Genomic DNA, 20,596 nt, shown 5'->3' on the forward strand with positions numbered 1-20,596 from the left:
TTCACTTTTTCTTTTTCAGTACAACTAAAATCACTCGGTTTACCAGATACCAAACCAGGCCAACACCAATTGCGCCCTTGGCTGCCAACATTTCCCATGTCCCTTCTACAGGCTGCTGCCAGTATAGATATAAGAACCCACCGAGAAACAAGATCAGCGCAAGAAATGAATAATTCATAATGGTTTGCTGTTTCTTAATTCGTCTGCGAACCGTTTCTCTGTGCAGAGATTCCTCATCCATATTCGCAAGATCAAAATGACAATGTGGGCAGGTTTTGTGCATAGAAGAAATGGGCTTGTTACAACTGGGGCATTGGGCAATTGCCATACTCGAGTGACTCCTAACGAAAAACTAGCATCTACACGCCGGCCACCTTTAGAGTGCTGATACCCGTGTACTTAGAATTGCGCGGACTAAGCCAAAAGTAGCTGTCAAATCAAGCAATAATAAGCCTCTGTGGTACGACTGCTTCATAAAGAGTAAGACCAAAAAATAAGGCGCCATGTGGCGCCCTATTCTACTTGGTTTATTAAGGTTTGTCTTTTTGGAAATGCATTGAATTGTCTTTTTGTACCTCAGTATTTCCTTCAGACTGACTTTGCTCTTTATCAAACTTGTCCCAATACTCGTCAACAGAGTCTTTCATTTCCTTACGCAGCAACATGATCCCGAACAGGTTTGGTAGCGTCATCACAACAATACCTACCGCTGCCAGCTTCCAGATTAAGGTTGTGTCTGCAAAAGATGCCCAGAAGAAACCCGCCACGTAGAATACACGATAAGGCATTACCGAACGTGAGCCCAGCAAATAGGTCATGGCTCGGTCACCATAGTATGACCAGGCAATTGCCGTAGAAAATGCAAATAACAGCAGACCAATCGAAACTATATACTGGCCATTTTCCCCAAAGAAGCCTCGGGTAAATGCCTTGGTTGTCAGCTCAGCAGAGTGCACCAGCGACTTACCTTTAATGCTAATACTGGTGTCGACCAGCATGCCCTTATCGACTTCAACAGTGCCGGTATAGCGGTGTTTTGCCGTAATACCAAAACGGATATCTTCACCGATAGAGCGCGCGTGGATCACCGTGAAGTCTTTATTGACCGCTACGCCCTCAACAACGCGGATGTTACCACTGTAGGCCTCAACACTATGACCATCAATACCATTAAGGTATTTATATAGCTCTTCACGATCACTGTCATTCGATTCAACATAGTTGCCTTGCACTATGGTCATCGACGAACGCTCAAAGGTGGTTTCGAACTTTTCAGTCCATACACCGGAGGACAAGATAACCAAACCGGTCAACGTACAGATCACTATGGTATCAATAAAGGGCTCCAGAATAGACACCATACCTTCAGATACTGGCTCGTCCGCTTTAGCTGACGCGTGTGCAATGGGTGCAGAACCCTGACCCGCTTCATTTGAGAATAAACCCCGGTTTACACCGCGGTTAAAGGCATAAGCAAAGGAGGCCCCCAGGAAGCCGCCGACTGCAGCCGAGCCACTAAATGCATTGGTGAACACAGCGGCAAAAGAAGGAATAATATTTTCAGCGTTATACAGAATAACGGCCAGGGCACCAATAATGTATACAGCGGCCATCAGTGGCACAACCCGCGAGGTGATAGCTGCAATACGCTTAATACCACCAAGAATAACCAGAGCAAGTAAGATAGAAAGCACCGCACCGGTGACCATAGGTTCAATATTGAAAGTGGCTTCCATACCCTGCGCGATGTTGTTGATCTGCGGCAAACTACCCGTACCGAATGAGCTGATCACGGTTGCGATGGCAAATAATACCGCTAACCACTTCATGTTAAGACGACGGTCCATGTAGTACATGGGACCACCGGCCATTGTGCCGTCTTCTGCTTTAGTACGGTACTTGTGAGATAAGGTAACCTCAACAAACTTGGTGGTCATACCAAAAAATGCGGTCATCCACATCCAGAATAAAGCTGCCGGGCCACCAATTGAAATCGCCAGTGCAACACCACCGATGTTACCAGTACCGACTGTGCCTGACAGAGCAGTTGACAGGGCCTGGAAGTGTGTTGTGTCACCCTCATGGCTTTTCTTATCGTATTTCCCGGTGACAATTTTGCAGGCATGCTTGAAATATCGGATCTGTGGGAACTTTAAATACAGGGTAAAAAACAAACCCACTCCAAGTAGTACATAGGGGAACCACCAGGAGCCCCCCAACAAGGCATCCAGACTATCCAGAAAACTTCCTAACGCGTCCACGACTCTTCCTCTTCTTCGTTGTTATTATATGCAACAGGCAACCTGTAAGGTTGCCTGTGATGATGTTATCTCAGATTATCGACCACGTTAACGATGGCTGCTAACGTATCCTGACCGAACTGGTATGAGCGGCGATCAGACCAGCCATAATATGGATCAGGTAAATTTGCATTGTCCTTGAATGGCATCTCAATGGTATATGCCAGGGCTTTAAAGGCCTCGCCCACAGCACAAGATGCGACTGTCAGATTAGCCTGACCCGGCTCGTCTTTTGGATAGCCGAACTCGTCCTGAAACTCTGGCGTAATAGCCAACAAGGCCTGCTTAAATTGTGCTTCTAATGAAGCAAGACGGGCATCATAACTTGGGATCCCTTCGCTACCTGCAACAAAGTTGTATGGCAACGCTTCATCACCGTGAATATCCAAATACAAGTCCAGACCCGTTTCATGCATTTTATTCAATACATGATAAACCTCAGGTGAGTTTTCAAGTGAGGGTGTTTGCCACTCACGATTAAGGTTTACCCCTTTGGCATTGGTACGCAAATGACCTCGAACACTACCATCAGGGTTCATGTTTGGTACGATATAAAACACCGCTTTTGACAACAGAGCTGCAGCGTGCGGATCTTCGTCATCCAGCAGCTTATGCAGCAGGCCTTCTACAAACCACTCTGCCATCGTCTCGCCAGGGTGTTGACGTGCGGTGATCCAGATTTTTTTCTTCTCATCACCCGGTTCACCGACGCACAGCAGGCTGATATCACGGCCATCCAAAGTTTCACCCAGTGTTTCGACGCGACACGCATCATGGCTTTGTGCCCAGTACACCAGATCCAAATGACGCTCATAACTATATGGAGCAAAGTAAGCGAAATAAGTGTGATGACATTCAGGTTCAAAGTCGATCACCAACTGACCATCCTGATAGGAACTCGGCACCCGGAACCAGGTTTGTCTGTCATAAGAGGCTACTGCCTGATAATCATCCCACCCCCCAGGATACGCTGAGTTTTGCAGATTGTTGATGTGTAGCTTGTGTTCTACAAATGGCGTTGATTCAAGACGGAAGTGGAACCATTGGAAAAACTCGGAATCGTTATCGTGGTTAATCTCCAGCTGAATATCTAGTGGAGCCTCAGCAGAAATTACTTTGATATTTCCGCTGTCAAAATTACTGGTGATCTTCATCATATACCCTAAATAGAAAAACCATCTCGTTGCGCCAGATGTTGTGAGTAAAGCGCCTGACGGCACGTCACACAGTCAAGGTATTTTGTTTTAACCTTGATGATTTTTGTTAGTGATTTGTAGCAATAAATCAGCTGCAAGCCTAACACACCTGGTGCGAGACAAAAACAAAAAAAGCCAGCAATCGCTGGCTTTTTTGGACAAAGCGTGAATTAACGCGGCAGGCTCGGGAATTCCACCTCAGCCATATCACGCATTACGCGTACAACCTGACAGCTGTAGCCAAACTCGTTATCGTACCATACATAAAGTACTACACGGTCGCCGTCAACAATGGTCGCTTGTGAATCAACCACACCGGCATAGCGGCTGCCAACCAGGTCAGTTGATACAATTTCAGTCGACGCTGTGTAATCGATTTGGTCGCGAAGCTCAGAATGCAAAGATGTTTCGCGCAGGAACTCGTTTAATTCCTCAGCCGTTGTTTCAGCATTCAGGTTCAGGTTCAAAATAGCCATTGATACGTTTGGCGTAGGAACACGGATTGCGTTACCAGTCAGTTTACCAGCTAGCTCAGGCAGTGCTTTTGCTACTGCTTTAGCAGCACCTGTTGAAGTGATAACCATGTTCAGTGCTGCACTACGACCACGACGTTCGGCTTTGTGGTAGTTATCGATCAGGTTTTGGTCGTTGGTGTAAGAGTGAACTGTCTCAACGTGACCATTTTTGATACCAAACTTGTCGTTCAGTGCCTTAAGTACAGGCGTGATGGCGTTAGTCGTACAGCTTGCTGCAGACACAATTTTGTCTTCAGACAGGATATCAACATTGTTAACACCGTAAACCACGTTCTTGATATCACCTTTTGCAGGCGCAGTAAGAAGCACTTTAGATGCACCTTTTGATTGCAGGTGTTTACCAAGGCCGTCTTCATCTTTCCATACACCCGTGTTATCGACAACCAGTGCATTCTCAATACCGTACTGAGTGTAATCCACTTCTTCAGGAGAGTTCGCATAGATAACCTGAATGTAGTTACCGTTTGCTTTAATAGCGCCTTTTTCATGGTCAACAGTGATTGAACCGTTGAATGGACCATGAATTGAGTCACGGCGAAGCAAGCTTGCGCGTTTTTCAAGGTCGCCATCGCGACCACCACGTACCACAATTGCACGCAGGCGAAGGTCAGCGTGAGAACCGCCACGTTCGATCAACAAACGAGCCAGCAAACGACCGATACGGCCAAAACCATACAGAACAACGTCGCGAGGGGCCGGACGGTTGCCTGTATTAAGCAGATCAGCAAGCTCAGCGTTCAGGTATTCTTCGATTGAACGACCTTCACCTGCATTTTTATAAATGTAAGCATATGCCAGTTTACCTAAGTCAACACGGCCAGGTGCCAGTTCCATCTTGCTGATGGCTTCCAGGAAAGGGAAGCTCTCGCGCAAACGCAGTTTAGTTTCTTCGAAACGTGCGACTGTTTTATGGGCTTTAATAACATCGATAGTGCTGGTGTTTACAAGGGGACGGCCATAAACCGCAATTTCAACACCCAGATTACGATACAAACGACCAATGATCGGTTGCATGCTTTCTGCGTAGTCTTGACGTTCTTGCCAGCTGTTTTGATATTCTTGCTCGTGAGATAAGGTCATTTTTTCTGCCTAATAAACAATTTTTGAACGGATAGCCTAACCGAGCCTGATGTATTGCATAATTTGAGAGTCAACAGGCCCCAAGGCAGCGACATTTTAATTGAAATGGCTGCAATTCTCCACCTCTTACTGATAATTGTTACTGTAAAATTAACTCCACAGTTAAGCATACATAGATTGACCCGCCACAGAAGCATAAAAATATAAGAAAAACCACTTAGCCGCGCTTTGCCCCTAATCCCTTGCTACACTTGAGGTAAATAAAGGGTGGCCAGAATTGTCGAAATTGGTACTATACACGCGCAACAACAAAGACTTGGAGTACGTATAACAATGAGGTGGTGGCTAATATCAGGCCTGTGTATTACTACAGCGTTGCTCAGTGGCTGCGATGACACAATCACGCTGAATAAAATCTGCACAGAGACCCCCGGATTTTGTGAAGATCTCAATAAAGATAGCCATTGTAAAGAGGAGCGCGCGGAGGTGATATTTGCTCGATATCACGAATACAAAGCGCCCACGGATGACAACCGATACACTTTACTGAAAAATTTTGAACAATATAACGAGTGTGTTTCACTGGCCGCGCAAATTGAGCATATCAAACTAAAAGAAAAAACCACGTCACGCGTTGAAGGTCACCTTACCAGCCTCAAAGAAATGACTCGAATCTATCAGGACACAATCAACACCGAGCACCCCGGACTGCTTTATTACCACTGGTCCAGACGGAATAACCGACTTGCGCTGAACAAGCTGTTGAATATGCAAGATCAGGACAATGTAAAAAGCGACCCGGAAATACAGCTGTTTCTTGCCACTTTTTACGCGAAAATAGACGACGATAAAACCATTGATATTCTGTACCGAGTGCTTGAGCTAAACAAAGCGGGAGAAACTCCGGATCCCGAAGTATTTGCCAGTCTGGTGAGTATTTTTTATAAGCAGCAGAAGTATAAGCATGCATATACCTTTGCCCGCGTAGCGCAGCTATCTGGTTTTGAGGATATTGATATCCTGCCAGTGGAACATAAGCTTTCCGCAGGCGGCAGAGATTTGGGTGCACTGGATACCCTGGCGGCAAAAACCTGGGAAGAGATCAGTAATGGGGAGTTTCTCTCCCCGAGAGATTTCTAACGTCATACAGGGTTATCTCAGTCTGAGTAGCCAGCAATGGCTACTCTGCTAGCTTTTCGCATTCAGCTCAGCCGTCACTTTCGCCAGGCCCACCTGGGAGATACGCACCGAGATTTCCTTTTGTTTCGCACTCAGTAAAGAAATACCCTCAGCAACCAGGTCATACACTCGCCACTGTCCGTTTTTACTCTTGCGGAACTTAAAATGAATATCAATATCTGGGCCCGCAGGTTGCTTTATTATCGCTTTCACGGTTGCATACTTGCTTTGTTCATCCATTGGCATAGATTCAAACTGTACCTGCTGACCTTTGTATTGCATTAGCGCGTTTGCGTAGCTTACTTCAAGATAATGCTCAACCGCCGAAATAAACGCAACGGCCTCTGGTTTTTTAAGGCCTTTAATGTGTTTACCCAGTAACTTATAAGACACAAACCGAATATCAATGTGTGACATCAGGTGTGCCTTAACCAACTTGCGAATCTCATGGGGACTTGCCTGACCATCCTGATTGATTTGTTTAATATCTGAAAACAGGGTTTCACCCACCTCATTGATCAGCGCTAAAGGTGCTTGAGAGGCCCATGTCAGGGATGAAAACAGCAGTAAGAAAGTTCCGACAATTAACTTGTTCACGTTCGTTCCTCGATACTTTTAGAGTTTGACTTCCTGGTCCAACTCCAACGCAGAGCATAGAGTCAGATAATGTGTGTATTTAACTGTAACGCTAAAGTCATGTTGAGTGTGTGAAAAAGTGTATGGAAATCGTTCAAATTCAGTATCTGGTCAGGTTGGCTCTGTGTTTAGAGAGTACTCAATTGGCGCCCATTTATCGTTTTAGTACTTTTTTAACCACCCTGTGAGAATGTAGCCACTGTTTTGCACTTTCGCGTTCAAGCGCTTCACTCATATAATACCCCTGCAAGTAATGACACCCTTTACTGTTGAGGTAAGCTGCGGTTTTACTGTCTTCAACCCCTTCAGCCACCACAGAGCACCCCAACCGGTTAGCCAAATAAATAGTTGTCTCAACAATTGCCTGGTCTTTGTCGCTATCCAGACAACCAGTAACAAATGAGCGGTCCACTTTAATTTGAGAGATCGGCAGCTCTCTGAGCATGGAAAAAGACGAGAATCCAGTGCCAAAGTCATCGATACTGACTGAGAACCCCATATCAATCAACATGCCTATCATATACCTGGCCTGATCGACATCGACCATCACCATGCTCTCGGTTAGCTCGAATACAATACAACTGGGTTTGACATTGTATTTTGATTGCAGCTCAACAAGCTGATTAACCAGATAACGACCATGAAAGTCCTGACAGGATAAGTTGATGTGCAGGGTCACATTCGGCTCTATGGTCAGAAAATGATTCAACTCGCTAAATACTCGCTCAATCACAAATGCGCTGATCTGTTTTATATAATTATTTTTCTCGGCTATGGGAATGAAGGTCAGCGGACTGATAAATGCGCCATCGACACCTCGCCAGCGAAGCAAAGCCTCAAGTCCATGCACTTCGTTACTATGACCACACACCAGCGGTTGATAGAACACCTCCAACTGATTATTGTTAAGTGCTGTTTTTAATGCATTGAACATTTCAAATTCGGCTTCTACCCCATCATGTAAGGTTTGGTCGAATATCACCAGACTTTGACGGCTGCTTTTGGCAGCATACATTGCGATGTCGGCGTGCTTCAGCAGTTGAGTAACCGAAGGTTTGTCTTCTGCACAAAAGATACGTGCGCCAGCGCTGTAAAACACATCGATCTGCATATCATCAACTATCAGGCCATCATTAAAAGTTTTTAGCAGTGTATTATTGAGCGCAAACAACTCAGTCTCGCTTGCTGAGTGCGTAACGATCACAAACTCATCCCCACCCATCCTGTAGACCTTGCACCCTCGCGTGACCAGAGACTGCATTTTGACTGCAAATGCAATGAGCAGTTTGTCGCCAAAGAAATGCCCGAGCGCATCATTGACTTGCTTAAAATTGTTTAGATCCATAAGTAACACACTGAATGCCGTCCCTTTTGCAATACATTGCTCAATATATTTAGTGCATTCCTGACGGTTTTCGAGTTGTGTAAGAGAGTCATGGCGAGCCTGGTAGCGCTCACTTTCAGCAATATCCTGAAGCTGAAGTAAACTGGCACGACTAAGCCGAACCACGACAATTACAAAGACAGCGCCAAGCATCAGGATCACGGACAAACCCAATACCAGAGGGGAATTATTCTCTGTGCGATATACCTGATGTGCAAAGGCCAAATATCCACAGATAAAAAATAACACAAGGGCAAGTAAAACTTGCCAGCCTCTGTTTTGCGCAATCCGACAGATATGTGTTGCAGGGAATAACGCCGCCACCAATAGCAGGAACCCAGTCAAAATAAGGCCTAAGCTCAGGTTTTCCACATCTACCACATTCGCACTGACTCAAATGTACTGAGTATAGTGAACAAATCACTACCGCGCGTTGCTGATACCAGGTACAAGCACCTGATAAGTGAATATTCGACGCCACCCGTTGCCCAGGTGATCCACGTTTATGCTAACCAAATCGACTAGCCGCACCGGCGCATTTGATGTAAAATACGCGCGTTTCTAAGCAAATCCATTCTGTTATTTTTGAGGAAAACCTGTGAGCGAACAAAAACAGTCTCTTAGCTATAAAGACGCAGGCGTTGATATCGATGCGGGCAATGCATTGGTTGAGCGCATTAAAGGGGTAGTTAAAAAAACGCGTCGCCCTGAAGTGATGGGCGGCATTGGCGGTTTTGGCGCTTTGTGCGAACTACCAACCGGATATAAAGAGCCTGTCTTAGTTGCTGGCACAGATGGTGTAGGTACTAAACTGCGTCTGGCCATCGATCTTAAAAAGCACGATACCGTAGGTATCGATCTGGTTGCCATGTGTGTAAACGACTTAATAGTTCAAGGTGCTGAACCCCTATTTTTCCTTGACTATTACGCTACAGGTAAGCTGGACGTTGATACTGCTGCCGACGTTGTCACAGGCATTGGTACTGGTTGTGAGCTGGCAGGTTGCGCCCTGATCGGCGGTGAAACAGCTGAAATGCCTGGCATGTACGAAGGCGAAGACTATGATATGGCTGGTTTTTGTACCGGTGTTGTAGAAAAGTCTAAGATCATTGATGGTACTAAAGTTGCTGAAGGTGACCAACTTATTGCTCTTGCTTCAAGCGGTCCACACTCAAACGGCTACTCGTTGATCCGCAAAGTACTGGAAGTATCTGGCGCTGATACCAGCGAAGAGTTTGCAGGTAAACCCCTATCTGAACACCTGCTTGAGCCAACCCGTATCTACGTTAAACCGATCCTGGAACTGCTGAAAGAAGTAGACGTACATGCTCTGTCGCACATAACAGGCGGTGGCTTCTGGGAAAATATCCCGCGCGTATTGCCAGAGTCAGCCAAAGCAGTCGTAAAAGGCGACAGCTGGGAATGGCCTGCAGTATTTAACTGGCTGCAAGAAAACGGCAACATCAGCACCCACGAAATGTACCGTACATTTAACTGTGGTGTTGGGATGATCCTGGTAGTACCAGCCGATAAGCTAGCGCAAAGTCTGGAGATCCTAAAAGCACAGGGCGAAAACGCCTGGCACATTGGTGAAATTCAGGCTGCAAATGCAGGCGAAGAGCAAGTTGAAATCCTGGGTGGTGCCGAGTAATGGCACCCAACCGATCTCCAATTCGTATTGTTGTATTGATATCTGGTAGTGGCTCCAATTTGCAGGCCATTATGGATGGCTGTCAACGCAACGACATCAATGGCGAGATCTGTGCCGTCATCAGTAATAAAGCCAACGCGTATGGGCTGCAAAGAGCCCAACAAGCGGACATTGAAACGCAAGTGTTAAGTCATAAAGACTTTAACAGCCGCGAAGCCTATGACCAACGTTTGGCGCAATTAATTGACTCTTATAATCCAGATTTAGTTGTATTAGCTGGATTTATGCGTATTCTAACCGCAGACTTAGTGCAAAAATTTAAAGGAAAAATGTTGAACATTCATCCTTCTTTGTTGCCTAAGTACCAAGGGCTGAATACCCATCAAAGAGCGATTGATGCAAAAGAAACGTTTCATGGCGCCAGTGTTCACTTCGTGACAGAAGAACTAGATGGTGGACCGGTCATCGTACAAGCTAAGGTGCCAATCCTGGCTGATGATACTGCGCACACGCTGTCACAGCGGGTTCATGAACAAGAACATATAATCTATCCTTTGGTGGTCAAGTGGTTCAGCGAACACAGACTAACGATGGAAGCAGACTATGCCGTTTTTGACAATCACCCCCTTCCAGCTCAAGGCGCAACCTACCCAGAAGAATAAAAAATACAGCGCTTTACTATTAGGTTTAAGCGCTGTTTTCTCTTCTTCCCTATTTGCCAGTGACATTGTGCCCTACCGCGCTGAATATGACGTATTGCGCAAAGGTGAGGTCCATGGCAACGCCATCAGAGAGCTCTCTAAGGTCTCAAACGACACCTACTCGCTCAACTATGAAAGCAATATTGAATGGATGATATTTTCAGACGAGCGAACTGAAAACTCTCTGTTTACTTATCATGATAAAGTGCCAAAACCTCTCTTATATACGCTAAAGCGCGAAGGCACTGGCCCCGACAAAAACTACAAGATCCGCTTTGACCGGGAAAACAAACAGCTCTATAAAGACGACGAGAAATATCCCGTCAATGCCGACTGGCACGAAAAGCGCCAGGATGTTTTGTCTTACCAGATAGCCCTGCGTAATGATGTAAAAGCCGGAAAAACCAAAATGAGCTACCCCATTGTGGATAAAAATGGCAATGTCCGCAGCTATGACTTTGAAGTGGTTGGCACCGAAGCCATTACACTGCCCATAGGTAATGTGGAAACCATAAAAGTTAAACGTCTTTACGACAATAACAAGCGCCAAGCCATGGCCTGGCTGGCACCCGCATACCACTACTCAGTTGTGCAAATGTTTAAAGGAAAAGATGGCGTGGAGCAATTTATGATCCAGCTAAAGAGCTTTGATGCAGAGCAGCCGGCTGAGTAATACAGGAAAGCCCTGATAGTCAGGGCTTTTTTGTGTCGTTGGCTCTGAGCACCTACTTTACTGGCAGGTGCTATATTTTCTCTCCAAGCTTAAACAACACTGATTCCCCTGGTTCCATCTTATTCCACTGCTCATCATTCGTCAGTGGCCGGGTGGCAATTACGGTCACCACGTCGTCCGGAGTGGTTTCTTTTTGAAAATCCACCACCATATCAGCATCAATGAGTGTTGCCTTACCAAAAGGTGCACGACGCGTGATCCAGTGCAGATTGTTAGAGCAATAGGCCAGCACAAATACGCCATCGGTCAGCAGCATATTGAAGACTCCTTTGTCCATCAGGGTCTTTGCCAGCTTGGCGGCATAGCGAAATACGGTCGCCATGTTTTTTGGCCGTTTCGGGTATTTTTCACGGATCTTGTCCAAAATCCAGCAAAATGCCAGCTCGCTGTCGGTGTTGCCCACCGGCTTATAAAACTCGGTAGTCAGGTCCTTATAATTAGACAACTGACCGTTGTGGGCATAAGTGATCTCCCTGCCCCAAAGCTCACGGGTAAACGGATGGGTATTCTCAAGGCAGGTTCTGCCGCGGTTGCCCTGGCGAATATGACTGATCACCGACACACTCTTAATCGGATAGGCTTTAACAAGTTTAGCAATTTCCGACTGACAGCTTGGTTCAGGGTCTTTAAACGTCCGACACCCTTTCCCCTCGTAAAACGTGATCCCCCAGCCATCTTTATGCGGCCCGGTATTCCCCCCACGCTCCAGCAGCCCGGAAAAACTAAAACAAATATCCGTGGGTACATTGGCAGACATGCCCAAAAGTTCACACATAGAATAAAAAGCCTTTAAATTTCATATGATTTTATCTGAGACATTCTCTTTTTTACTTTCTGGTCTCAGTGTTGGTCACAGTTTGGATTAGGCGTGACCACAATGCTTGTGTGCCAAATTTTATCACCAAGTGGCAGAGGGTACCAATGCGTAATCCGGGGTTTTGTATGAGAGTAAAACCGATGATGGGATAGTCAGAAAAGCAAGCCTACTAACATTCCCAATGGGTTCATCTTAAAGCCAAGTGTTTTCTTTATATCAAACGCTTTACCTTATATGGAATTACCTTTCTCCATTATAAGAAACTGTCGATTTGTCGATTCCAATATCCTTTCTCATAGCATTCACCAAACCTAAAGCAATCATTCTGAGCTCTTCCCAACTGGATTCTCTGCCCTCAAATAAAATCTCTATCATTAGATCAGTAAATTTATCGTTTTCATCCATAATTTCCTGATTGGCCACCATAGCTAAGTAGGCATAGATTTTCAGCCTATCAATCTGAAATTGTTCTTTATCTGTCTCGCTAAACTTACGACCTTCAAGAACAGTCATTTCTAACTTCGCAAGTATTGTTGCAACTAAATCCATTGCAGCACGATAAATAACCAGTTTGTCATTATACTCTCTCAGCTTCGCTTCTCTGAGAATATCAATTTCGCTCTGCAGAAAAGCAAGACTTTGGTGACTTTCTCTCTGAAATTTTGAACGCACTGCTTCCAACTCTTGAGCATGTTTGGCCTTTTCATTACTCATCAAACGATCTGCCCAAACTTTACCTAAAAAGTTTGATAAGCCGAAAATTATAACTGCACCACCGCCAAGAGAACATAAAATTGTGGCACTAATACTAATAATTTCTTCCATAAACACTCCAAAAAAGTACCCACTTAATTTCGATTTTGCAAAAATTTTATCACAACAAAACCAACAAAAAGCACTCACCTAAACCCTCTAACATAGCCATAAACTCACTCCCCACCCCGCTCTGCCACAATCCGCATATCAACATACCAGTTGTCGCTGCCATCAAGTTGCTTGCTGCTTTCCCAGACAAACCCTTTGTCACTTATCTGACTAAAGCGAAAACGTGCGGGTTGAAGCTCGCCGTTTGGCAGGCGCTGTTCAACTTCAAGATGAACGCCTTCTTTATCCCGATGTGCGGTAAACGGGTTTAACGTCGCATTCATTTGTACCGGTAAGAACACCTGATGCCAGCGCTTGTCCTGGAGTGAAAAGGTTCTGAGTGTTCTGCCTGCGTAGGTTACCTTGCCCTGTGCATCCAGCAGGCTGAAATCGTCCACTACCATTTTATTGTCAAAGGCGTAGTGTGCTTGCCAGCGACATGGCGCTGAAAAAAGTGTTTTGCCTTGCCGATCCAGCTGCTCATACCGGCACTGCCAGTGTCCTATCAAAAACCCGTAGTCACTGGCCGTTGCTGGCGCTCCCGGGTAAAGCTCAGTGCTATCGGCGGCCGGCACATAGCAATTTAAGCTAAGCAAGCATATAAAGAAAAAGCGCATAGTGGATATCACAAATATTTAACTGTGACTCAGTATGACCTAAATCAAAGGCGCGTCAAAGTGCATCCTGTTGGTACTTTATTCCTTTATAAACAACAAAACCTCAGATATTATGACCAGAGCAACCTTCATTTTGCACCCACAGTACAATACATATAACTACCAAATGTACGTGGCGAAATAAAAACTGCATGGCTATGGCATTCACTGCCAAGTGGTGCAAAACAACTCCAATATCTCATTAGAAAGGAAGAACATGTTTAAAAAACTTGCTTTAGTTGCTGCCATGTCGTTTGCATCGCAGGCCGCGGCTGATCATAGCACCGGCTCTTTGCTGCTAAATCATCAACCAACCACTTTAGATATGAGTGCGTTTAATCAACCCGTTTTAATAACTGGGGTGCCGTCTTTTAAAGACGCAGAACCAGGCGTTGTTAGTGTAACCAGCCTGACCGCTAATACTGCCTCACTTGCATTTAAGGAATGGGACAATTACGACGGGGTCCATGATGAAGAGCTGGTACCTTATCTGATTTTTGAGAAAGGACGCTATGAATATGCTGACGGCACCATTATTGAAGCGGGTCAAATTGATTTAAGCAGTAACAATCAATTTGTGTTATTCCAGGAAGCCTTCCCCGAAGTACCTAAACTGTATCTAACGGCAGGCACCAATAACGCCAACCGGGCATTTAATGTTCGCTCATCCAGCCTGACCCGACAAAGCTTCAAAACTCAGCTTAATTATGCTGAGAGTGTTAACAGTAATTCGGTCAATGAGATAGTAAATTATGTCGCCATTTATGCACCGAATAAAACCGTGGATATGGCCAATGGCGATACCTTTGTGCTCAACAGTGAGCTGTTAAATCATACAGGGATCCAGGTTGGCAGCAAGCAACTGTTTATTCAGGAAGAGCAAAGCAGAGATCAGGAAACCGTTCATGTCCGTGAATCAGTCAGTATATTGCGCATTGGGGAGTACGTTTTTGCTACCGATAACAGCTCATATGGCGGTGATACCTATAGCTTGCGCTCTGTGCCTTTGAATACCGAGCTCACGTTTACACCGGGAGAGCAGACTGGCGAGCGGGGTAATATCGCACTCAATGGCACAAATGGGTTAACCACAAGTAACTTTACCGCCAGCAGTACCTATAGCACCTATATTCCGGCAGCCGCATTTGATGGCTACAATGGTGGCACACTCATCAACTCAGATACACGCGGCAAAACAAATTCAGGTGCCTGGTTAGGCTATCAAAATAATGCACCTCAGTGGTTACAAGTGTCATTTGCAAAAACCGCCTACATCACAGGTTTCAAAACCTTTGTCTACACTGGTGCTGTAACCCCAGGCATGAGCCCCAGACGCGTAACGCTTCAAGTGTCTGACGACAATATCAACTTCCATGATCATGAGACCTTTACTCTGGATAAAGTCAACGAAAATCAGTTCACTTTATTATCCCCCGCCACAGGCAAACATATTCGTCTGGTTGTGCATGCAACTCATGGTCACAATGCCATCGTCATTGGTGAGCTCGAGTATTATGGCCAATTTATTGAAAACGATACAACTCAGCCGCCAACTACAGAGCCAAGCCCAGACGCCATTACTTGTGCATCAATAAAGAGAGAGACCTCCAACGCGGTGAATGGCACCTATTACGTTGAACCATCCAACCAGTATAAAGGTAACGGATTTCAGGCCTATTGTAATATGACAGAGCTTGATGGCGGGTGGACGCTGGTTGCTAACCATCAGGATGGGCTGGATGCTCTGACGACAAAAACACAGGTGCTACCTGCAGAGCCAGGTGTATTAACTGATATGCAATGGCGCAGTATCATCAACTCAATGCAAGTTGGGATCATGACCATAGACGAACATGGGAAAATCGCGTTTATCAGTAAAGATAAGCTACTAGGCGGAAATTGCGTTGCAACCAATGAGGTGGCCAGTCTCACATTTCCCCCTGTACCGTTTGATGTAGCCCTGCTGTGGCATGATGAAGTCGTTGGTTGTAGCAGTACCGGACTCGATTACTCTTACATCGCATTGAGCACAAAACATACCTCACGTTCTGACAGCCATTTGACCGTTGGCGCTTCACTGTATCAACACGGGACTAAGTTTGACATTTGGCCCTACACACACGCAAAGTACAGCGGTGCAGAGCAAAACCAGTTGTTGATCTATGTAAAATAACCGCCAGAATTACAGCAAGTGTTGATTGCGAGTTGACACTTGCTGTAGCGCTCCCCTCACTCGCCTGTTGCGATATGACTGATGTACCAGTCACCTGCCTCCGAGTAATCAAGCCTGGGAAAGCGTATCACCCACTCAGCTTGCCCCTGATTTTGCAAACCTATTCACTGATGACGACTCATCTGGGTAAGCCACCAGCATATTTATTCACCTTTTAGCCAATACTAGCCACTTTTTGCCTTACCATGACTTGCGGCGCTTAAATAAACGCCATAATGCCCTAAAGGCCCCCCAAGATATTGAGCAACTTGTGACCACTTTGCATACTATTTCGCTTACCAAACAGCCCTAAGCAAAATAAGAAACAATAAAACCGCATACTTAATTTAAAACGCCGCATAAAAACCCCACCATTGAGATAAAAAAACCAATTAAAACGCAAATAACCGTGAAAATTTTTTTACTGCAATTTCATGCACAAATTCGGCTAAAAACCCGTTGATAGTGAATATTTTTGCAAATATAATAAATATTAATTCACGTACCTTTTTCAATGATCTTGTTACCTGATTCACTTTATGCTTTCTTAGTTTGCATAAAAACAACAACCAGTACATTTCAGGATGCGCTACAATGCTAAAACCTAAACTCATTTCTCTGGCCATCGCCGGTGCGCTGCCGGGCTCACTACTGCTGTCATCAGCAGTAAGTGCCGACGAAGCCGGCGTACAAGAAAAATCACTCGAAGTTATTCAGATCACTGCAACCCGACGCAGCGGCTCTGTACAAGAAGCTCCGCTCAACATTACAGCGCTTGATGCGGACGTTATGAAAGATCAGAACATCGGTGAGCTGGCCGATGTTGCACGCTGGGTGCCGGGGCTGACAGTGACAGATCAGGGTGGTCGCTCAGGCTCACCTATCATTGTCAGGGGTCTCAACACCAACTCTTCAGGTCCCGGCTCTGATGGCGGTACAGTTGCTACCTATATCAATGAAATTCCGGTTTCGCTTGATATGCGCCTGACTGATGTAGAACGAGTCGAAGTCTTGATCGGCCCTCAGGGTACCCTGTATGGCGCAGGCACCTTAGGTGGCGCCATTCGCTACATGCTGAAGGCCCCTGAGTTAGATATCACCACGGTTCAGCTCTATGGTGATATGTTCCAGAACAAAGAAAGCGACTCCGTGGGTGGCGAAGGCGGTTTTGTCTTTAATGCCCCTATCATCGAAGATGAACTGGCGCTGCGTGCCAGCCTGAATCACTATAAAGATCCTGGGTTTATTGATTACAACTATGTGGTGCGCGAACCCGGTGTGTCAAAAGCTGATCCAGACTGGTCAGATCAAAGTGCGGTCGATAACAACCTTCGACAAATTACCGACGCGAACGGTGAAACCACCACCACAGGGCGCATCTCTGTGCGCTGGAAACCAAACGACTGGTTTGACGGCACGCTCAACTATTTTTATCAGAAACAAGAAAGCGAAGGCCGTTCTATCGTGCATTATCAGGCGCTCAATTCGGCAAACGGACTGAATGATCGCATCGGTAAGTATGAGTCTGGCTATCGCTACGAGGAGCCAAGAGACAAAGAAGACGATCTGCTAAGCCTGGAGCTAAAAGCCGATCTGGGCTTTGCCGAATTGGTCTCAGCATCGGGCTGGTCGAGCTTTGAAGCAGACGGCCAACGCGATCAAACTGACTTGTTGATCCGCCTTGATTACGGCTATGAAGAATTCCCTTCTTTCTCAGCATTCACCCGTGAAGAAGAAGAGGAAGATACCTTCACTCAGGAAATTCGCCTGGTATCGCAGGGCGACTCCGACTGGAACTGGATTGTTGGCGGTTTCTACAACAAATTTGAAAGTGATGGCAGCAGTAAAGAATTTACCCCAGGTTTTGGTGAGTTTGCCGTTGCCAACTTTGGTGGTGAGCAAACCCGCCCCGACAACCTTGAATATTTCTCGGTCGATCGCAGTGAGGTAACCGAACAGGCACTGTTTGGTGAAGTTGGTTATCAGGTTTCCGACAAACTGACCATCACGCTGGGGGCACGTTTTTATGAATATGAAGTAAAAGCAGAGTCTGCCGTCGACTTTCCGCTGGCAAATACGCTATACAGTGGTGCAGGACCAAACGATATCACGTTGGATTTTAAAGAAAGTAACGCCGAAGACGACGGTAACTTGTTTAAGTTCAATGCCAACTATCAGTTTACCGACTCTGTCATGGCCTATATCACAGCCAGTGAAGGATTCCGTATCGGTGGTTCAAACGGTCTGGCTCCTTGTCCGGATCCATTGCCCGACAAACAGATCGGCTGTGGTATGCCTGATGAACTGTTGTACACAGCGGATACTACAACCAACTATGAGCTGGGCCTTAAGAGTACCTGGCTGAAAAACAAACTGCATTTCAATGCCGCCATATTTAATGTGGACTGGGAAGATGCGCAAATCGCGGGGGCAACTGTGGTTGGTCAGATCCCCTATACTTCTAATGCGGGCACGGCTAACGCCAAAGGGATAGAAATATCGACACGCGCCATTCTCACCGATCATATCAGCACATATGCTACGTATGCCTACACCAAAGCTGAGCTGACGTCAGATGCCCCATTCTTGTTTAATGCAGACGGCACAGATGGCGCCAAAGATGGCGACAGGCTGCCTGGTTCTCCGGAACATCAGTTCTCGCTGGGCGTAAACTATTCAACAGAAGTGATGGGCGATAAAACCTTAGATATCAATTATGGTTTAACCGCACAGAGCGATATCATTTCCAAAGTAGGTTTGCGCGATAGCGGCGAAACCTTGTCTGGTTATGGGATCAGCAACCTCTCAGCCAAGCTGACTGGCGATATGTGGTCTGCCACTTTTTACGTAAACAACTTATTCAATAAGTATGCGTTTACCTCTGTGCGCCGGGACGTTCGGGATATCACCACCGCCAATGGTGCTGAGATCCAACGCAACTATGGTCATTACCTCAATAAGCCTCTGACGGTCGGGATTAAGTTCGACTATCAATTTGAACTTTAGTAAATTTAACTCTCCCACTCCCAGGCTCATCCATAGTGATGAGCCTTTATGTTATTAAAAGTGACCAATCAGGATGATATCAATCCAGCAACGACATAAAAACGCCGTGGCAGCTCTGAATCAGGGCCAGCTAGAAACGGCCCATCAGCACCTTGTACACCTGTTGCGCGATGCGCCCGACTACGCCGATGGCTACTTTCTGCTTGGTGTAATCAACCTTCAGGTCGGACAGTTAAAAAAGGCCGTCAGACTGTTTGAAAAAGCCCTGGGGTTGCACAGCAGCGATGAGTACCGCGCGCAGTTAACCAAATGCTATGCCTTGCAGGGTGAGCTGGCGCTGGCCCGCCAAACCGCAGAGCAAACCAACCCGGGTTCACTCACCCGGGCACTTGACGCCGACACCTTTGGCGTAGCGCTCAGCCATGTGGGATTGCACGAGAATGCACTGGCCTTTTTCCGCCAGGCTCTGCAACTGACCCGCAATAACCCCCAGTATTATTATAACTTTGGCGTCAGTGCCAAATTTGTTGGACTGTTTAATGAGGCTGAGCAAGCGTTTGAGCAGGCACTCGCACTGGACGTTGATCACCACAGAGCGCACTTTGCGCTGTCAGATCTAAAAAAAGCGACCCCAGATGCACATCATATTAGGCGTTTACAGGAAGCCTTCGAGCGAGCGAGCTCTGCTGAATCCAGATTGCACCTGGGTCATGCGCTGGCCAAAGAGTATCAGGATCTTGGCAAATTTAACGATGCATACCAAGCACTGCAGCAGGGCAAAGCGGCATTACATGCGGCGCGCCCGTTTGACCACACAGGCAATGAAGCACTCTTTGAACGCATTCAAAGTCTCAGTCAGGCTGAGCCCTATGATCAGAACGCCGGCCACTCAAGCCGTGAGCCCATCTTTGTACTGGGTATGCCGCGCTCCGGCACCACTCTGGTTGAGCGGATCTTGTCCAGTCACAGTGACGTGATGTCGGCCGGTGAGCTACAAGATTTTGGGATCAGTGTAAAACGTCTGGCTCAGACGACCAGCCAGACCGTGCTGGACCCCACTACCCTTGAACAGGCCTATCAGTGCAATGCGCAGCAACTCGGGCAAACTTACCTGGATGCGACCCGGGTAGTCACAGGTAGCCACGCCCATTTTGTCGACAAGTTACCCTTTAATTTTTTCTATGTTGACTTGATCCGCCGGGCACTGCCTAACGCCAAAATAGTCTGCCTGATGCGTGACCCTATGGACACCTGTATTGGTAATTTCCGCCAGCTTTTTACTATTAATAACCCCTACTACGCCTACTCATTGGATCTCATGGATACGGCACGATTCTATGCCCGCTTTTATCAGTTAATGCAGCACTGGAAACAGCTCCATGGCGAGCAGTTTTATATGATGCAGTATGAATCGCTGGTCGATAATCCGGAGCAAGAAATATCAAAGCTACTGGCTTATTGTGAGCTCTCCTGGCAAGACAGCTGCATGCACTTTCATCTTAACGATGCGCCGGTATCGACCGCCAGTAAAGTACAAGTGCGAGAGCCACTCAACCGCCGGGCAATTGGGCGCTGGAAACGCTTTGCGCCTCATACCGATGCCGCGAAGGCATTGCTTAATGAACAAGGGATACTGTTCTGACTT

Annotated in this window: 16 protein-coding genes; 7 read left to right on the forward strand and 9 right to left on the reverse strand. The window is 46.4% G+C overall.

Annotated elements, in window-relative coordinates:
* Position 1: 1 nt before the first annotated feature.
* The 4 genes from CWB98_RS04480 to CWB98_RS04495 form a co-directional block, all read right to left on the reverse strand.
* Positions 2–328 (reverse strand): hypothetical protein, encoded by a 327-nt coding sequence (locus CWB98_RS04480; RefSeq protein ID WP_138543770.1) that lies wholly within the window; start codon positions 326–328, stop codon positions 2–4.
* Positions 329–530: 202 nt separating this feature from the next.
* Entirely contained in the window at positions 531–2,261 is a 1,731-nt protein-coding gene (locus tag CWB98_RS04485; RefSeq protein WP_138543771.1) for an alanine/glycine:cation symporter family protein, read from the reverse strand.
* Between the two features lie 65 nt (positions 2,262–2,326).
* Positions 2,327–3,454: a M14 family metallopeptidase gene (locus CWB98_RS04490; protein ID WP_138543860.1), complete on the reverse strand. Its 1,128-nt coding sequence runs from the start codon at positions 3,452–3,454 to the stop codon at positions 2,327–2,329.
* Between the two features lie 212 nt (positions 3,455–3,666).
* On the reverse strand, positions 3,667–5,112 hold the full coding sequence (locus CWB98_RS04495; RefSeq protein ID WP_138543772.1) for a glyceraldehyde-3-phosphate dehydrogenase: 1,446 nt from the start codon (positions 5,110–5,112) through the stop codon (positions 3,667–3,669).
* A 333-nt stretch (positions 5,113–5,445) separates the two neighbouring features.
* Between CWB98_RS04495 and CWB98_RS04500 the strand changes: the two genes are divergently transcribed.
* On the forward strand, positions 5,446–6,252 hold the full coding sequence (locus CWB98_RS04500; RefSeq protein ID WP_138543773.1) for a DUF2989 domain-containing protein: 807 nt from the start codon (positions 5,446–5,448) through the stop codon (positions 6,250–6,252).
* Positions 6,253–6,300: 48 nt separating this feature from the next.
* Here CWB98_RS04500 and CWB98_RS04505 read toward each other — a convergent pair whose 3' ends face one another.
* Positions 6,301–6,888, reverse strand: a complete 588-nt coding sequence (locus tag CWB98_RS04505) for an MlaC/ttg2D family ABC transporter substrate-binding protein (RefSeq protein WP_138543774.1) — start codon at positions 6,886–6,888, stop codon at positions 6,301–6,303.
* Positions 6,889–7,081: 193 nt separating this feature from the next.
* On the reverse strand, positions 7,082–8,683 hold the full coding sequence (locus CWB98_RS04510) for a putative bifunctional diguanylate cyclase/phosphodiesterase (RefSeq protein ID WP_138543775.1): 1,602 nt from the start codon (positions 8,681–8,683) through the stop codon (positions 7,082–7,084).
* Between the two features lie 226 nt (positions 8,684–8,909).
* On the opposite strand from CWB98_RS04510, the gene purM reads away from it, so the two are divergent.
* The 3 genes from purM to CWB98_RS04525 are packed head-to-tail and all read left to right on the forward strand — an operon-like array spanning position 8,910 to position 11,336.
* Positions 8,910–9,962: a phosphoribosylformylglycinamidine cyclo-ligase gene (gene purM, locus CWB98_RS04515; protein WP_054013896.1), complete on the forward strand. Its 1,053-nt coding sequence runs from the start codon at positions 8,910–8,912 to the stop codon at positions 9,960–9,962.
* Positions 9,962–10,624, forward strand: coding sequence for a phosphoribosylglycinamide formyltransferase (gene purN, locus CWB98_RS04520; protein WP_138543776.1), 663 nt, complete (start codon positions 9,962–9,964; stop codon positions 10,622–10,624). Before purM ends, purN begins: the two co-directional genes overlap by 1 nt.
* Positions 10,575–11,336: a DUF3108 domain-containing protein gene (locus tag CWB98_RS04525; RefSeq protein WP_138543861.1), complete on the forward strand. Its 762-nt coding sequence runs from the start codon at positions 10,575–10,577 to the stop codon at positions 11,334–11,336. The genes purN and CWB98_RS04525 overlap by 50 nt, the downstream gene beginning before the upstream one ends.
* A 70-nt stretch (positions 11,337–11,406) precedes the next feature.
* Here CWB98_RS04525 and CWB98_RS04530 read toward each other — a convergent pair whose 3' ends face one another.
* From CWB98_RS04530 to CWB98_RS04540, 3 genes are all read right to left on the reverse strand, one after another.
* Positions 11,407–12,171: a class II glutamine amidotransferase gene (locus tag CWB98_RS04530; RefSeq protein ID WP_138543777.1), complete on the reverse strand. Its 765-nt coding sequence runs from the start codon at positions 12,169–12,171 to the stop codon at positions 11,407–11,409.
* Between the two features lie 282 nt (positions 12,172–12,453).
* Positions 12,454–13,038, reverse strand: coding sequence for a hypothetical protein (locus CWB98_RS04535; protein WP_138543778.1), 585 nt, complete (start codon positions 13,036–13,038; stop codon positions 12,454–12,456).
* A 104-nt stretch (positions 13,039–13,142) separates the two neighbouring features.
* Positions 13,143–13,694: a hypothetical protein gene (locus CWB98_RS04540; protein WP_138543779.1), complete on the reverse strand. Its 552-nt coding sequence runs from the start codon at positions 13,692–13,694 to the stop codon at positions 13,143–13,145.
* 256 nt (positions 13,695–13,950) lie between these two features.
* Here CWB98_RS04540 and CWB98_RS04545 point away from each other — a divergent pair, with 256 nt between their 5' ends.
* The 3 genes from CWB98_RS04545 (at position 13,951) to CWB98_RS04555 (ending at position 20,593) form a co-directional block, all read left to right on the forward strand.
* Entirely contained in the window at positions 13,951–15,906 is a 1,956-nt protein-coding gene (locus CWB98_RS04545) for a discoidin domain-containing protein (RefSeq protein ID WP_138543780.1), read from the forward strand.
* A 633-nt stretch (positions 15,907–16,539) separates the two neighbouring features.
* The gene (locus tag CWB98_RS04550) at positions 16,540–18,951 is read left to right on the forward strand and encodes a TonB-dependent receptor (protein WP_138543781.1); all 2,412 of its coding nucleotides are present in this window, start codon (positions 16,540–16,542) and stop codon (positions 18,949–18,951) included.
* Between the two features lie 73 nt (positions 18,952–19,024).
* The gene (locus tag CWB98_RS04555; protein WP_138543782.1) at positions 19,025–20,593 is read left to right on the forward strand and encodes a tetratricopeptide repeat-containing sulfotransferase family protein; all 1,569 of its coding nucleotides are present in this window, start codon (positions 19,025–19,027) and stop codon (positions 20,591–20,593) included.
* Positions 20,594–20,596 lie beyond the last annotated feature (3 nt).

Source organism: Pseudoalteromonas rubra (assembly GCF_005887115.1).
Taxonomy (GTDB): Bacteria; Pseudomonadota; Gammaproteobacteria; order Enterobacterales; family Alteromonadaceae; genus Pseudoalteromonas; species Pseudoalteromonas rubra_F.

Bases quoted from the DNA above. Each gene is read 5' to 3' on its own strand.
- CWB98_RS04480 (WP_138543770.1), bottom strand. From the start codon at position 328: ATGGCAATTGCCCAATGCCCCAGTTGTAACAAGCCCATTTCTTCTATG.
- CWB98_RS04490 (WP_138543860.1), bottom strand. From the start codon at position 3,454: ATGAAGATCACCAGTAATTTTGACAGCGGAAATATCAAAGTAATTTCT.
- CWB98_RS04495 (WP_138543772.1), bottom strand. From the start codon at position 5,112: ATGACCTTATCTCACGAGCAAGAATATCAAAACAGCTGGCAAGAACGT.
- CWB98_RS04500 (WP_138543773.1), top strand. From the start codon at position 5,446: ATGAGGTGGTGGCTAATATCAGGCCTGTGTATTACTACAGCGTTGCTC.
- purN (WP_138543776.1), top strand. From the start codon at position 9,962: ATGGCACCCAACCGATCTCCAATTCGTATTGTTGTATTGATATCTGGT.
- CWB98_RS04530 (WP_138543777.1), bottom strand. From the start codon at position 12,171: ATGTGTGAACTTTTGGGCATGTCTGCCAATGTACCCACGGATATTTGT.
- CWB98_RS04535 (WP_138543778.1), bottom strand. From the start codon at position 13,038: ATGGAAGAAATTATTAGTATTAGTGCCACAATTTTATGTTCTCTTGGC.
- CWB98_RS04540 (WP_138543779.1), bottom strand. From the start codon at position 13,694: ATGCGCTTTTTCTTTATATGCTTGCTTAGCTTAAATTGCTATGTGCCG.
- CWB98_RS04545 (WP_138543780.1), top strand. From the start codon at position 13,951: ATGTTTAAAAAACTTGCTTTAGTTGCTGCCATGTCGTTTGCATCGCAG.
- CWB98_RS04550 (WP_138543781.1), top strand. From the start codon at position 16,540: ATGCTAAAACCTAAACTCATTTCTCTGGCCATCGCCGGTGCGCTGCCG.
- CWB98_RS04555 (WP_138543782.1), top strand. From the start codon at position 19,025: ATGATATCAATCCAGCAACGACATAAAAACGCCGTGGCAGCTCTGAAT.